This is a genomic window from Novipirellula herctigrandis, assembly GCA_007859835.1.
Classification (GTDB): Bacteria; Planctomycetota; Planctomycetia; order Pirellulales; family Pirellulaceae; genus Novipirellula_A; species Novipirellula_A herctigrandis.
Genome location: SJPJ01000001.1, coordinates 6,821,666 through 6,838,841 on the forward strand (window position 1 = coordinate 6,821,666; position 17,176 = coordinate 6,838,841).

At 53.5% G+C, this 17,176-nt stretch carries 1 protein-coding gene; it reads left to right on the forward strand.

The window, feature by feature from the left end; genetic code table 11:
• The first annotated feature begins 22 nt into the window (after window positions 1-22).
• Complete coding sequence (locus CA13_RS25065; protein ID WP_419194790.1) at window positions 23-17,116, forward strand: tandem-95 repeat protein; 17,094 nt, start codon at window positions 23-25, stop codon at window positions 17,114-17,116.
• Window positions 17,117-17,176 lie beyond the last annotated feature (60 nt).

A 17,176-nucleotide genomic window follows, 5' to 3' on the forward strand; every position in this document is an offset into this window, starting at 1 on the left:
GAAGTCGTCGCAGAAGAAGGCGTTGCGGCGTCAGCACATTCTGGAAACCCTTGAGGCACGTCAATTATTGGCGGGTCCTCAGTTGATCGGTATCCAACCGAATGAAGGGGATTTGATTGTTGACGGAAGTGTCACCGAGGTCGCTCCTCGCGTGCTGACGTTCCGATTTGATCAAAACCAGCGGATCGATCCGACCACGCTCGATGGCATCAAAATTGCCCGCGCGGGCCAAGATGATCTGTTCAACACGCCTGACGACGTTGCGATCAATCCTGGCCTCGTCACGCTTGGTGATCCCAACGAGAACGAGATCGTGGTTCGGTTCGCTGAATCGTTGCCGGATGACAAGTACCGAATTGAAATCTTCGGATACGATGACACTGGTTTGGGTGTCACTGGGATTCGCAACTCAACGGGCGAGCTTTTGCAGCCACGTACCGCGGGTGCGCGTTCGGACGTGGTTAACTTTGAGCTGCGTCTCGGTGCACTCGTCGAAGCGGTCGTGCCGCAGCCGGTGATTCGTGTGCTTGACGAGGACGGGTCCACGAAAGAGTTGAAGCAGAACCGTAACGAGATTGTGGTTTACTTCAATGAAGACGAATTGTTCGTCGAGAATGACGCTGCTGGGAATCCGACTGACCGATCGGCCGAGAATCCTCGTTTCTATCAATTGTTGTTCACGCAAGAGACCGCGCGGACGACTGACGACTTGTTGTACCATCCCGACAAAGTGGTTTACGACGCAACGACCAACACGGCTAGGTTGTTCTTTGCCGATGACATTAATGAATTGCCAGGCGTCCCCGCGGGTGGCGGATCATGGCGACTTCGGGTCGGTTCGGCCGTGGACGTGCGCGAAGATTTGATCATTCAGCCAACCACAGTCGATGTCGATCCGGCGGCCGCTGGTGATACTTTGTCGACCGCGTTCGATATCGGTACTTTTGGGATGGGGCCTGGGCTGACCAGTGCGGTGTACCGTGAATCGATTGAACCGCAATCTTTCTTGATTGAATTGCCTGGCGGAAATGATGATCCAGGACATCGCGAATTGGATGAAGCGGCGGGCAGTTTGCTGCAGCACATCAACAGTTTGTTCGGTCCTGATACGCAAGATGGTATCACCGAGATTTCCTATAACTTTAACGCTGTTTTTGATTCGACCACCGCGGGTGCCTCGTTCTTGAACCAAATCACCGACCGCCAAAAAGACCGCATTCGCGAAGCTCTGGAACTGTGGTCGGTCAAAATTGGCGTTCAGTTCCGCGAAACCGTCAGCGAGGGTATTACGTTCGCGCTTGGCGATCCAGCGAACTTGCAGCCCAAATTGGGGACGACGATCGTTGGTCAAGGGACACTCGGTGCGCGGCTGCGAATCGACCCAACATTTGACCAATCAGCGTTGGTGTTCAGTAACCAAACCAATTTCCAAACCGCGTATGGCGAAGACTTCCTTCGCAAGTCTGCGGCTGGGATCGGGTTGATTCTTGGGCTGGAAACCACACCGGACCTTCCGTCCCAGACATTGATGAGTCTGAATTCGGGCTACTTGAACGCCAGTATTGACAGCCTTGGTGACTTGGAGCCGGTTTTCCCAGGTAACTTTGACGTGCTGCATGGCCAATACGTTCATCGGCCTGACAGCATCGATGTCGACATGTATCGATTCGAAGTTGACTTTGGCGATGAAGACAAAGTTGGCACATTCACGGCTGAGACTTTTGCCGAGCGTTTGGCTGATTCGAGCATGCTCGATACAACCTTGACTCTATTCAAAGAGCAGAAAGCTTCGCTAACGACGACGTTTGGCGTCGCAGGAACGCTACGAGTTCGTTTCGATTCAAAACTCGATGGTTTGCTCAGTAATTGTTTGAAAATTAGCTTTGTTGAACAACAAGGTGCGGGCGGTGTCACGGTCAATCGTGTCCAAGATAGTGCTGGGAACGATTTGCCAAATGCGATTGAATTAGTCGTCCCTCGTGATACTCCGTTTACTGCTAACGACGTAATTGCAGCGATCAACGGCGACGCGTTTGCCAGCTCGATCGTTTCGGCCACGCTGGAAAGTGGCGATGGTGCCACGGATATTTCAAGTAACGTCACGAACTACTCGCCACTGGAACTCAGTGGTGGTGGATTGGTTCAACTCAGCCGCAACGATGATTACTTCAGCGAAGATTCGCGGCTTTCGGCTTCGCTCGACGGAGGGATCTATTACGTTGGCGTCGCGGCAAGTGGAAATGATAATTACGATCCGACGATTCCCGAGAGTGGTTACGGCGGATTGACTCAGGGTGAGTATGAATTGAACATCAAGTTCGAGCCCCAAGTGGACGAACGCGATGTGATTCGCGATTTGGATAGTGATCGCGAGGGAGTTCCGGGATTGATCCTTGACGGTGACGGCGATGGGATCGCTGGCGGCGCGAACAATTTCTGGTTCCAAACTCGTCCGCTAAACCGGACGGTAAACATTACCGATAACGGCACCCAAATTGTGCCCGGTCAAACGGTTCAAATCACCAGTGCGACGGGCTTGGTGCGAACCTACGAATTTGTTCCGACAGGTGGTTCGGCCAAGGCCGGAAATATACCGGTTCTCTATAATCCGGTTGAACAATCGTCTCCCGAAGTGCTGGCCACGGCGCTGCAAACCGCAATCAATCTTCAAGCGGTTCAAACCGGTGTGATGGCGACGACCAACGGAGCCGCGATTGAGTTGACCGGCGATCGATCATTGGCATTGTCGACCGATTCCGCTGCGATCGAAGTCCTCGGGCGAAATATTTTCGTCGACAAGAGCGCCGAGGTACTGTCGGATGGCAGCCTCGCGAAACCGTTCAATAACATCGCGAACTCCGACGTACCTAATGCGTTTGACGCCGCACTTCCAGGCGACATCGTTCGCATTATTGGCAACGGAGGTGCGGACCAAAACATCGCGACCGAAGTGGACAACTATAGCTACCAGATCGGGATTCCGGACGTCGGTGGCGGAACATACGAAGATGGCCGGGCGTTGGAAGTGCCCAAAGATGTCACGACGATGATTGATGCGGGTGCAGCATTCAAACTCCGTAGTGCCTATATCGGCGTTGGTAGTAGCACGGTCCAAGTTGACCGTAGCAATGGTGCGCTTCAGGTTCTCGGAACGCCTCGCTTGGTCGACCTTAGTTTGACAAACAATGCGGTTCCTGCGGACCGGCCGGTGCCGACACTTATCGCTCAAGAAAATGTCACGGAGGGTGGCTACGATGACGGAAGCGTTATCTTTACAAGTTTCTTTGATCGGGCCGTCGACGCGGACGCCGCGGCGAATCTGCAATCGGCTCAGCCGGGCGATTGGGGCGGTATCCGCTTGAGACGCGATATCGACCGTTTCGAAGGCCGACGTCACATCGAAGAAGAGGCCATCTTCCTTGATTCGATCAATCATGCCGAAATTCGTTATGGCGGTAGCCGGAATGTACTGATCGATTCGGTCCCGCAACTTGCTAACCCAATTGATATTTTTGATCTGCGACCTTCGATCACCTTTACCGAGATTTCACAAAGTGCTGATGCCGCAATCAGTGCGCTTCCAGACAGCTTTGAAGAGTCAAGTTATCAATCACCCGAATTCCAGGCCTCGGGTGTTTACACCGCCGATTATGACCGGGTTGGCCCCGATATTCACAGCAATTTGTTGTTTGATAATAGTATCAACGGGTTGTTTGTTCGCGTCGTAACCGCACCTACCGAGACACCCAAGGCGTTAACCGTTGCGGGACGTTTTGACGATACCGATATCGTCCATTACATCGCTGACAATATCATCATCCAAGGGACACCGGGTGGATCGATCCAAGACGGTTTCGCACCGAGTATGGGGTTGGCCAGTGGGGATCAGCTTCGCGATGGCACATTTGCTGTTGGAACTTACAATTATGTAATGACGTTCGTCGATTCGAATGGTTTCGAATCACTAGCAAGTCCAACGCCGTTCTCGTTTGACGTTGCCGCAAACGATTCATCGATTAAGTTGTTCAGCTTGCCACAAGTAGAACAAGGGTCGTCCTATTCGACGCGTCGACTGTATCGTCAAGATACCGCCGGTGGACCGTTTTACTTGGTGACTGGATTAGACGGTTCGGGGCAATCGTTCGTCGACCGAGGCACTCGAACCGATGGCGTTCTTGATACGACTCGCGAAGGTAATCGTGGGCGTCTCGATGCATCGCTCGTCGTTGACCCAGGTATGGTGATTAAGACGCGTGGATCGCGTTTTGAAGTCGGATTCGGTGCCCAGCTTTTGGCCGAAGGTACCACCCAACGACCGATTGTCTTTACCAGTGTTTTCGATGACCGGTTTGGTGCTGGCGGAACCTTCGATTCCAACAATGACGCCGACACCCCCGGTGGTGGCGCGGTTGGAAACTATGGCGATTGGGGTGGCCTTTACGGAAGTCCGACTTCGACGATTAGTCTTGATCATACGACGGTTGCCTACGGTGGTGGTGTCACGCTTCTAACGGGTGGACAAACTCGAGGTTTTGCGGCACTTGAACTTCACCAAGCGGAAGGTCGCATCACCAATTCGCGATTCGAATTCAATGAAGACGGACAAGACGGTGCCGGGCCGGTTGGACGATTCGGCCGACTGGGCGTTACGCCGTCGACAATTTTTGTTCGTGGAGCACAACCGATCATTGTCGGGACGACCTTCTCGAACAACCGTGGTTCGATTATCGATATCGACGTTGAATCGCTGACTGACGAACGAGTGCTTGATACAGGACGTCAAACGGGTGCAAACGATCGCTTTGACGAGCTTGATGATAACTACGGTCCGATGATTCGTTACAACCGCTATGAAGATAGCGAGAACGAAAGCAACGCGTCATTCCGCCAAATTTCAGGCATGGAAATTCGTGGCGGGACACTCACGACCGCTGGCGTTTGGGACGACACGGATATTGTTCACGTGCTGTTTGATTCCGTGACCGTCGAAAATTTGCATTCTTCTGGTGGCCTTCGTTTGTTAAGCCGCCTCGATGAAAGCTTGGTCGTGAAAATGCTCGGCTCGGCGGCACCGCATGATGCCTACCTTGGCACCGGATTGACGGCGACCGGTTCGATGACCGATATCAGCGACCGAATTGGTGGCACGATCCATATTCTTGGACAACCGGGGGCACCGGTTGTTTTGACCAGTTTCTTAGATGACGCCGTCGGCGCCGGGTTGCGACCGGACGGGTCTCCGTTTACTGATACTAACGGTGATGGTATCGGTTCGCGTCCCGAAGAGAACGATTGGCGCAGCGTCTTTTTGGACCAATACAGCAACGATCGCAACGTTTCGGCTGCGTTGGAATTGGAACTGTCGACCGAATTGGCCCCCGGTTTGAACGGGGATCTGGAAACCGCGCAAGAGCTTGGCGAATTGGCCTCAGGGCCTTACGCAAGCGATGATGTTCGCCGACTTGGTTTCGACGTCGAAGGCTTCCTGGGCGATCGGCAAGATATTGATACCTACAGCTTCATCGGGACGCCCGGAACCGAAGTTTGGATCGACATTGATCGAACTTCTTACACGCTCGATACCGTCATCGAAGTGCTCGATGAAAACGGCAATGTGCTGGCACGTAGCGACAACAGTTTTGATGAGATCAGCGGCGCGTCGGATGTGCTTGTCTTGGATCCATCGTTCGAAGGAACAACGACATCACTGCAAACGCAGCCGGATGTGTTCACCGAGTTTGGTGCAGGCGGCCTTTATGAAGATTTCGGATCGACGAACCCACGTGACGCTGGTATCCACTTTGTGTTACCCGGCAGTACCGCGGATTCCAACGCTCGGAGCGTCTATTTCTTCCGCGTCCTGAGCGCATCTCACAACCCCGATGACGCGGGTTGTGGTCTGACCGATGGTGGCTATCGATTCCAGTTGCGATTGCAAGAAGAACAGGAATTTGCTGGCAGCGTGGTCCGCTACACGGACATTCGCTACGCCAACCATGGGATTCACACGCGTGGTTTGCCGAGTTCGTCACCACTTTTGGGTGAAGCTCAAGAGAATGAACAAATCAATTCGTTTATCGCCAGTAACGACTCGATCGCCACCGATACTGGGTTCAATGGAACGGATATTCCAGGTAACCGTGCTCAATATCTTGGCAACTTGCTGCGAAGCGAAGACATGGTCTTCAGCGTTGGCGGGTCGTTGTCCAGTGGTGCCGATATTGACTTCTACCAAATCGATGTTGATCGAGTGAACGGTGGATTCAACTCGCAAACGACAGGTGTCTTTGATATTGACTATGCGGATGGTTTCAATCGTCCCAATACGACACTTTACGTGTACTACGATCCCGATGGGGAAGACGGAGCGATCGAGCCAAGCTTGGTTCTTATCGGCGACGATAGCAGTGTACTAGACGATCAATCGAGTCCCGTTAGCGGGTTGGCAAACGACTTGCTCACGCGAGGCTCCGTGGCACCAGGGGATCCGTTCATCGGGCCTGTGTCGTTGTCGGGTGGATCGTATTTTGTTGCAGTCGTCAATGATGGCTTGGTCGCGGATGCTTTATTGAATCCAACGACGCGACGCGAACCGCTCGAATCGGTGTTGCGAATTTTCGAAGACCATGTCAGCTCGATCGGTGGTGGCACGGCATTGGCGCCCCGTGAAGGCGCGTTCATTGACCAAACGACGCTGAATCCTGGTTGGTCGGTCACGCTTGATCGGGCGACAGATCCAGGACACGGTATTGGTGAAACCTTTAACGGGTCGCGAACCAACGCACTCTTCCCGCCAAGTGTTCAAACGGAAATTCAGTTCCAAAATGGGACGTTTGCTTCGGCACAGGATTTGTCGCTTGGTGATCCGCTGTGGAGTTTAGCCGACGATCCGAACATCGGAAACCGATCGGTCAATACATCGCAATTCATTCCTCACACGACCGTTAACGGTAACACGTTTAATGAGATCGTTGATATCTATCGATTTGACGTTCCTGTCGATGGTTCGGCAGTCACTTTGGATATCGACTTTGGTGCGAACCCGTTCGTCTTTGACCCTGACAATTTGCCTGACGACTTCCCTGCTATCCCCAACCAGAATGATCCGGATAGTGTCGATTTGAAATTGGAATTGTTCGACGCCAATTTCAATCGCATTGGATTTGACTCGTTTGATGCGGTGAGTGCAGGCCAGCTCGGATCGCTGCCGATGTTTGTCACCTCGACGTTTGGCAGTTCGTTGAGCGATGACCCGTTCATCCAGCAAACTCTTTTGGCGGGTACTTATTTCGTGGCGGTTTCGCCCGAAGCGACGACCTACGATGCGGGCACTCTCTCGTTCTCACTCGACCAAGACGAACGACCAACTTCGGGAACCTATTCTCTGCAAGTGAGTGTTGAAAATCATGCAAACGATGGTGGCGATCCGACGAATTCGTCGATTCATTTTGATCGTAGCCAACCAAGCGGGACAGTCGAAAGTGTCGCGTTTGATTTGGCAGGTTATGGTCCGAACGATCAGCCTAATTTGTACTTCAGCTATTTTTACGATCCAGGATTCGGTGACGATGTCGCGATCACGGCCCGTAGCATAGAGAATCCGACCGCAGTCGCATTAAACGATGTCACATTTTCACCAAGTACGTTCGGTAGCGTGTGGAATCAAGGCGTTGCCTCACTTGCGGACTTCGCTGGCGATACCGGAATCGTGATCGAATTCAGCTATACAAGTGGCACCGGCATCGGCGATGGTTTGTACCTCGATGATTTCATTGTCGGGTTCTCCGAACGAGGTGAAATGATTACCGGTGCTCCTTCGGGTGTAGTCGGAATATCGGGGTTCTCGGACTCGACCTCTAACAGTGGTGAATACCAATTAGAAGTTCGACCAGCCACGTCGTACGCAACACCGAATTTCGGTGGTAGTATTACTCTTGATACGACTTATGACACGAATGATCGCTTGAGCGAATCGGTGACGGTTATCGCACCGCATGTCGACCAAATCGCAGACGGTGATACGTTTGTCCTTAGCGATGGCGTCAAACAAGTGACGTTTGAATTTGACTTGGACACGGTTGCGGGCGTTGCGCCGGGCAATATCCAGGTTCCTTACACCGCCCTCAGCACGCAATCGCAAATTGCTGATGCGATCCGCTCAGCGATCAATTCACAAACGGTGCAAAGCACGGTGCAAATCCAAGCATCGGATTCGTCGGGTTCGGCCACAGGCGGAAACGGGGATGTGCGAGTTGCCCTGTCGGGTAACGTGGTTGGCGATTTCCTTTCGCTGGACCGATCGACGGATTTGCCCCCATCGGGCACGCCACTTCCAAATGCCGGTAACGGTTTCCAATTGCCAGTGGTTTACAACCAAGGTTTTGGTGATGCGAACGTCGAGCGATACCAAAGCCAAGTGATTGTGGAAAACAATGTCATTCGCGACGTCCGCGCCATCGGCGTGTACAGCGAAGCGGGCGTGCGTGGGTTTGATCCTGAGGACCTTAGCCCCGCTCGAACGACAGACTCCGTCATTAACAACAACCCGATTCTGACGCGGTCGGCCAATAATCCGATCCGCTTTAGCGATTACGATCCAGCGCCGATTGGAAATGCCTACCCAGGAGCCGTTCGCAATTTCCCAACACTTAATGACGCAGTCATTGGCGGGGAAATGAGCGGAATTGTGGTCCGCAATAATGTGATTGACCAAGCTGGCATGGTCGGCATCAAGGTCGAAGGTCAAATGCGTCCGTACGTCATCGATTCGAGTGATTTCGGGATTGATAGCGTTCTGTTTGGTGATTTGATTTCCGATGGTTTGACGATGATCGTCGATGCAGCGGATGTGCGAGTGGTCTTCGAATTTGAAGACATCGGTGGTGACGCGACGACCGCCGGCGGTAGCGGTGTTCCGGGTGGTAACGGATTCGCCGACGGCCATGTTCCAATCTATTACCGTCGCACGTCGGGCACACCTGGATACAACGGTGGCGGTTCTGCGGGAACACGTTATGAAACGATGTTGTCGATCTATAATGCGTTCAACAGCAGTATTTTGGTCAGCAATGGACTCGCTCCCCTGGCCAAGGCAACTTTGTCGACATCGATGCAAGGAGATGATGACGACTTCTTCGGCTCCATCTTTGGACCGACCAATGCGGCGGTATATCTTGAAGGGGTGACGAACGTTCAATTTTCGTTCTCGTTCCTGAATCCACCACCGGTTCCCGCTCTGAATCCGTTCGATTTGACTGGCTTGGCAGCGGTCCATGAGGCACCGCAACCGGTTAGCCGATTGGTCAACAATACGATCTTCGGTGAAGACGGCACAGCAAGTCTGAATACGGGATCGCCTACTGCGGAGCCGAACGAGGTTCTGTTGCAGGCCGTTGAAACGCGAGTCGGCAACGCCCATACAGGCGCATTTACCGCGACCGGGTCGATCGGTGATTCTACCGACGTTCCTGCGGCTGCCGATGTTGACATGTACCGCGTCCATTTGGGTGCCGGTGACCGATTGACGGTCGATGTGGACACGGCTCTCGGCGGCCTTGATGCCGTGATTCGCGTCTTCGATTCAAGCGGCGTCGAAGTTGCCATGAACGACTTTGGTGCAGCACCCGACTATCTCGAAACAGCAGCCAATCCTGCGGCATTCGACTCGGCTTTGGTCAATCCAGTTGACCCGTTTGTCGATTTTACTGCTCGACGCGAAGATACCTACTACGTTGGTGTCTCGTCCTCGGGACATGACGATTACGATGCCCAAACGACATCGGATCGAATTAGTGGTGCCGGTGGTACTGGGCAGTACAACGTTGCCATCGAAGCCTACGCGCCACGGTCGTTTGTGTTGTCGGTCGACGATGGAAGTAACGCTCGATTTCCTGCTGCAAACCAAGGGATTGACGGCGCTGCATTGGTCGGAACCACGTTTACGATCACGCAAATCCCCGACCGTTTGGAAACGGGTAACAATCCAACCAACGTCCAAACTTTCGAGTTTAGCAACGCAGCGGGTGGATTGCGTTTGGCCAATGGTAACGTCAACGTTCCCATTCGTGCTGGCGAGGCGTTCCGCGTTGCGGACATTTCGACGGCGATAGCAGACGCTATTAGTGGCGTCAATTTCGTTGACAATCAAGGAACTCCCAACCCGCCGCTGCCGAACCATGAATTTGGCAACGGACCCGATGGAGTGACTGGGCCAATCGCCCGAGTGACGGCGAGTGCGCTTGGTGGCCAGGATGGCTATTCGGGTGGCTTGCAGTTCTTCTTGGACTTCCATGACAACAACACCGTGTTTGGTCATAACCGACTTGCTGCGGTAGCCGGTTCTTCCGGTGTTGGAGGATCTTCGACTCGTGGAGATGGAGTTTCCGAACTTTACGTGCTCGTGGAACGGGCTGCTGAAATTTCGATTAGTCCTGAAGCCGCTGCTGCCGGGTTGCGACTCGATCCAGCCGCAGGACTGAATATTGACCAGTTGTATCCTGAAACCGGTATTTTGCTGACGGGCGGAAGTAGCGGTACGGTGCTCAACAATGTGCTGTCGAATTTGCACCAAGGCGTTGTCAATGAATTTACTACTTTTAGTGGTTTCTTCCCGAACAATACCGACGTGCATCCGAAGCCAGGGTCGGTGATCGTCACCGGAAATGCGTTCCAGCATATTGAAACGGCGAACAATGTCTTCCGTCAAAACATGACGCAGCCATTCACTGGAAACGGGAATATTGGGATCACGCCGGGACCGAGTAATGTCAATGGTGGAACCGACGATTTTAACTTCACCCTGGATGACGATGAACCATTGTTCGTCAATCCAGCCGGTGACAATTTCTTGCCCGCTCCGAACGCAGTGATCATTGATAGTGCGGTAAACTCGATCACGGATCGCGATACCTTCGTCGACGTGAAGGAGTCCGTTGGTATCTTGGCGAGCAACGTCATTGCTCCGTCGCGTGATGTTTACAGTGTGCTGCGAGCGGACCACCCGGTTTATGCTTCGCCTCATGCCGTTGGCGAGACGATCTTCAAAGATCGCGGTGCGGTGGAACTTGCTGATTTCGTCGGCCCTGTGGCGATCCTTGAAGTGCCTCGCGATAACGATTCGCAATTCATCGATACCGATGGTGCAACGGCCTATGTCGCTTTCGAAGACAAGACGTATAAGGAATTCCGCATCCAATTGCGTGACAATGGGGATGCATCGGATCCGTTCCTCGGCCATGGCATCGACGACAATACAATTGCGGTTCCCAATGGGCCTGGTTTGCGGCTTGCGGGATCCAACGTGACCGTGTTCGAAGATGACCGTTTGCTCGAAGAAACGATCGACTATACCTTCCACTACGACTCGACGAAGAACATCGTTATCCTGACGCCACTTGCAGGTGTTTGGCAGAATGACCGAGCGTATCGAATCGAATTGAACGGATACGATCGCAACGTGTTGGTCGCACCGAGTGCAAGTCAGGTTTCCGATGGTGATCAAATCACGATTACTGATGCGAACGGTGGCGACGTCGTCTTCGAGTTCGAAACGGGTTACCAATTGTTGGTCCCTGAAACGATCTCGTTAATGGTTCCTATTAACGGAACCAACGAAGGTGGCGTCCGCGATGGCGGTATCTTCCAAATCGACGATGGTACCCATTCAAGCGTCGTCTTTGAATTCAACAAACCCGGCGACGCGAAATTGCCCGGCAGTGTTGAAGTGCTTTTGCCTGACGGACCGACTCCAGCGGATCCGGACGCCTTGGATGCGTTCTTAACTGAAATTGCGACCAACATTCAAGCGGCAATTGACGCGCAAGTTGCTGCGGGAAGCTTGGACGTTGACACAATGCTCGATGGACACGCGGTGATCATCGGTGCGGAAACCGGAGCGATCGTCAATACGCGTGGTAGCGGTTTGGTTCAAGATGTTCGCACGTTGTCGCTACAAGTACCTGCGGCGGGAGCTAGCTTCGGTGGTGTTGTCGATGGTGACACCTTTACGATCAACGATGGTGTGGAGACAGTTACATTCGAATTTAATAACGCTGGCGGACTCAATGACGCGACGAATGTTGGGATTTCGATTGTGGGCAATCCGAATGCGACTCAGTTGGCACAGCTGATTCAGCAGTCGGTCGCGGTTCGCATGCGACTGAACCCGCTTGTCTATGACACTTCGGTTTACTTGAATTTGCCTCTTGATGGTGCTGCATCGGTTCCGAGTGGCCAACTCAGCTTGGTTGGTCTTAGCCGTACACCTACAGACGGCGATTTGATTACGCTGACGCCCGCACCAAACGCGGATGGTTCGATTGACCCGCCCGTAATCTTTGAACTCAACCGCACTGACGAATCGCCCGCTCCGGCGGACGACGGAGTCGCGATTGGCAACACCGCCATCAACATCACGCGTTTGACCACAGCGGATGAAATGGCCCAATTGGTCGTCAATGCAATTCAATCGGTTGACGTCAACGGTTTGATCGAAGCGAACGTTACAGCTGAACCGGGCGGCCAATTGTCGATTGGCGGCGAAGTCGGACTCGGATTTGATACCACGGGGGTTGCCCTGGAAGTCACCGGCCAACCAAGTGTTGCCGGTACCTCGACGATCGAAGTCTTTGGTCCGCTACTATTGCAATTGCCGCTTGTTGGCGGCGGTGGATTCGCCGACGGGTCGGTGTTGATATTGAAGGATACTGTCGGTAACGATGTGGTCTTTGAATTCAACCTAGCGAACACGCCACAAGACGTCGCTGGTGCAGTTCCGGTCACATTCAATACGTTTGATCCGGTCAACACGCTTGCCGGTACGTTGGTCGCTGCGATCAACAGTTCGACCGCTGGTATTGTTTCATCCAACGCAGGCAATGGTCGCGTTTCGCTTGGTCGCATCTCAGCGGATCGAGTCGATCTCGGTGGTTTGGAAAATGACCCAGTCGATCCGACCGACGATGTTCCAGGTGTTCCGCAAATCGCGGTCCGTCGTGGGATCGTTATCGATGGCGAAACCTTGACGATTCGTCAAGGAGCCGATTCGGTTACTTACGAATTTGAATCGATCTCCAATGGTGGAGGCGTTACCGCAGGCAATGTCGCGATTCCATTCTCGTCGACCAGTTCGACCGGGGACATCGCTGAGAGTTTGGCGGCCGCGATCAACAACAATCGTGGTGGGTTGCAGTTCAATTTGAACGACGATCATCCGCTGCCAGCGGAAGTCGTGGTCGACGCGGTGGGCGATCCAACGGGTGCGGTAACACTCAACGATGTGCCAGGCACCATCATTTTAACCGCAACTCCAACGGGCGCTGAACCGACCTTAAACGTGGTTGGTATCCCGGGTGGAGCACAGCCCGTCTTTATCTCGCCATCGGCGACCGACGAAGATGTCAAGCGAGCTTTGATCAAGGCCATCAATAGTCCATCGGTTGCTGCCTTCACTGATCTAAATGCAGTCGACCGTGGTGGATCGACGTTCTTTGTCGAGAATGCTAGCGATTTTAGTGGCCCGATTGATTCGTTCTATCTGAGTGGTATCAAAGATGTCGACGGCAATCCACTCGAAGCAAATCGCGCCGACAACACGACCCAGTTCACGATTCTGATGCCTCAAGTTGGTTTGGACTTTGGTGATGCCGCCGGTCCAAAGCTTGGCACGATTGGCCGTTACCCAACGACCCTTGCTACCGACGGACCACGTCACGTGGCCGGTGGTGGTTTGATGCTCGGTAGCCTCGTCGATGTGGATGCAGACGGACGACCGGGCAATCAAGCGGACGGCGACAATGTCGCGCTTCAAGTTGCTACGACCGGATCGCTGTTTGCCGTTTCGACAATTGATGGTGTTGCAACCATCACATTGGATCCGTCGGTGCCGCTGGCAAGTGCGGATGGCGACACGATCGTTATCGATACAGGCTATGCAATCGCGACGTTGGAATTCGATACCGACGGACTGTTTGACGAAGACCACTTCGCGATCAAGTCATCGGTCAGTGACACGCCCGAGATGATCGCCGCGGCGATTGTCCGAGCGATTGCCGAAAGCCCGGTCGAGCCTGCCTCGACGGTGGTTAGCGGCGACACAGTGGTTGTCAGCGGTAACGATGAGGATGGCGTCAGCTTTATCAGCGAGAACAATCCGCTTGGCATCCTAAACGAAGGGACCGGAACCTACGTCACGATCACAAATACCGACGGATCGACGTACCAAGAACTTCGCTATCCTGTGACGGTCACTGTCACCGGAGGCGGTTTTGTTGACGGTTGGATTGACTTTGGCGCCGATGGAGACTTCGATGACCCAGGCGACCAAATCCTGTTCAGTGAACCGTTTGACGGAGCATCGGGATCGGTGACTCGAACCTTCATGGTGCCGTACTCGGAAAATCCATGGAATATCACGGATTCGGCAAACACGTTTGCTCGATTCCGAGTTTCCAAGACTGGTGGGCTTTCACCGAGCGGATTGGCGCTCAGCGGTGAAGTCGAAGACTACTCGTTGGCCCTCATTCCAGGTTTGCCACCGACCGTCACACCGGCCCAAGCCGCACGCAACTTTGCGACGCCGGAAGATGTCGCCCTTCAAGTGTTGGATGTGGATGGCTCGCTCAGTTTGGCGACGCCCGAAGACGATGGCTTGCTCGTCGGCGTTACCGATCCTGATGGTGACACCCCCGTGATCGATCCAGCAGACGTTGGAACGAAGATGCTGAAAATCGGTTCGGCCGATGCAGGTTCATTGACACTCAATGCCGATGGTACCTTCTCGTTTGTTCCCGAGCCGGAATTCTTCGGTGAAGTCTCGTTTGTTGCTCGTGTTAGCGATGGTTCCTTGATTAGTCCAAGAGCAATCACAGCGACAATCAATGTCATGCCAGTGAACGATCCTCCGGTTGCGAAGACAGCCGACGTTTTGACCAGTGTGACGATTGACGAAGACGTCGTAACCACATTTGATCGCGCAACTTTGATCACTCCGTACTACGATGCGGGACCAGCGAATGAAGTTTCCATCGGTCAGCCGATCATTTTTGAATCGGTTGGATTTGGCGGAGTGCCGTTCGCCTCCTCCGCAGGCGGCAGCATTGCAATCACCAGTGGTGGTACCGAGTTGGTTTACACGCCACCGGCGGATTACAACGATGCAGCCGGTGACACGTTCACGTACCGTGTTGCCGACGTCCCCGGTGAGGGACAAACCTCTGCGACTGCGGTCAAGATGGGAACGGTGACGATTTCGTTCACCGCCGTCAACGATGCTCCTCGCGTGACTGACGACTTCTATGTTGGTGACGAAGACACACCGTTGACGATTCCCTTGTCCAACGCGACTGATACCGGTGTGATCGACAATGATACGGCTGGACCGGCGGATGAAGTGGCTGCCGGACAAACGATTACTTTGGAAACGACCGGTTATCCAAAGCAAACGTTCAAGAAGGGGACTGTCCGAATCAGCAACGGCAACTTTATCTACACACCACCGGCGAACTTCAGTGGCGTGGATCAATTTGCCTACACCGTCCTCGACGATTTGGGGGCGATGGCCACCGGGACCGTTGTGGTCAACGTTGGTGGCGATAACGACTCGCCAGTATTCGTCGGTATCAACGGCAACCCAGGCGAGGATTCGCTGACGTTCAACGAAAGCAAGTCCGTCGCCCGAACCGAGACATTCGATTTGTCTACTTGGTTTACGGACCCCGAAAATGATTCGATGACTTACGTCGTTACTTCGACGGACAATTCAGTCGTTAGTGCAGCAGTGCTCAATGAGAAGTTGACGTTGACCTTGCCACCGTATGGGTTTGGTACTGCGACTTTGAATGTGACTGCAACCGATTCGAATGGTTTGTTCACCAACCAAGCGGTCGCGGTCACCGTGATTGACACTCCGGATGCACCGCAAGTGATTGGCACATTCGATCCTGCGGCGACGACGGAGGATGTTGATTTTGTTGGCGATTTGAACTCGGTCTTCTTCGATCCCGATGGTTCGTCGCTAACCTACTCGGTCGCTCGTATCGGGAGTCTGATCAATCCAACCGCTTCGGAAATTGCAGCCGGTGGTTTGATTGAATCGATTGACTTTGTCGGCGACCAAATGACGATCAATGTCTTTCCGAATCAGTTCGGTGAAGTGGAATTGGAGATCGCCGCTAACGATGATTCTTTCCGCGTCAGTGATGCGTTCACGTTTACGGTGACTCCTGTGGCGGACACACCGATCGCAGTGAACGATGGCTACAGCGTTCCGGTTGGTGCGACTTTGCAGGTTTTGAATCCAAGCAATGGATTGCTGCGAAATGACAGTGATGCCGATGGAGATGCTTTCACGGTCGATGTTGACTCGATTACACCGAATGATTCGAACTTGACGGTCAACCCCGATGGCACGTTCGTCTACAACGCGGGCGCCGGCACTGTCGGAAGCCAAGTGTCGTATACGTATAGCGTGATCGATGGCACGGGGCTACGCAGTAATACGGCAACCGTAACGTTTACGCTAAATCAATCGCGTTACCAAAACCCGATTGATGATCTGAATTCCGATGTGACGGCGGACGGCTATGTTTCGGCGATCGACGCGCTTCGCGTGATCAACATGCTTAGCAGTCCATTGATGGGCGGCCGATCTGCGTTGCCTGTGAACGAGATCGGAGCACCACCACCAGACTTTGTCGACGTCAATGGTGATGGGGTCGTGTCGGCGTTTGATGCGTTGTTAGTGATCAATGCTCTCGAAGAACGGCCGACCCAACCACTCGATGGTGAGGGCGAGCAGGTAGCAGCAACACCTGTGAGTTCGGTTGCGTCAGCTGGGGCAACCTTGTCCTATGCGGCAATGTCGACGGTTAACTTGCCAGTACGAAACGTGGTGGCAGTCGAGCCAGAGGCGGAAAGCTTCGTTGAAAGCATCGCGGTGGTTGATCCTCGTGATGCGATCCTTGAAGCCGGTTTCGAAATCGACAATGCGAAACTTGAAACGGTTGCGGATGACATGAGTTTGTCGACAACCGATGCGGATTCTATGACCGATGCGTCCAGCGTTGATGCGGCCTTCGCGTCGCTGTTGGACGACACGTCATTCGATTTAGATATTTAACTCCAAGAGTTTTTTTCCTTTTATCCCTCGGCCAACGGCCCCAAGCCTAAAGCCTAACTC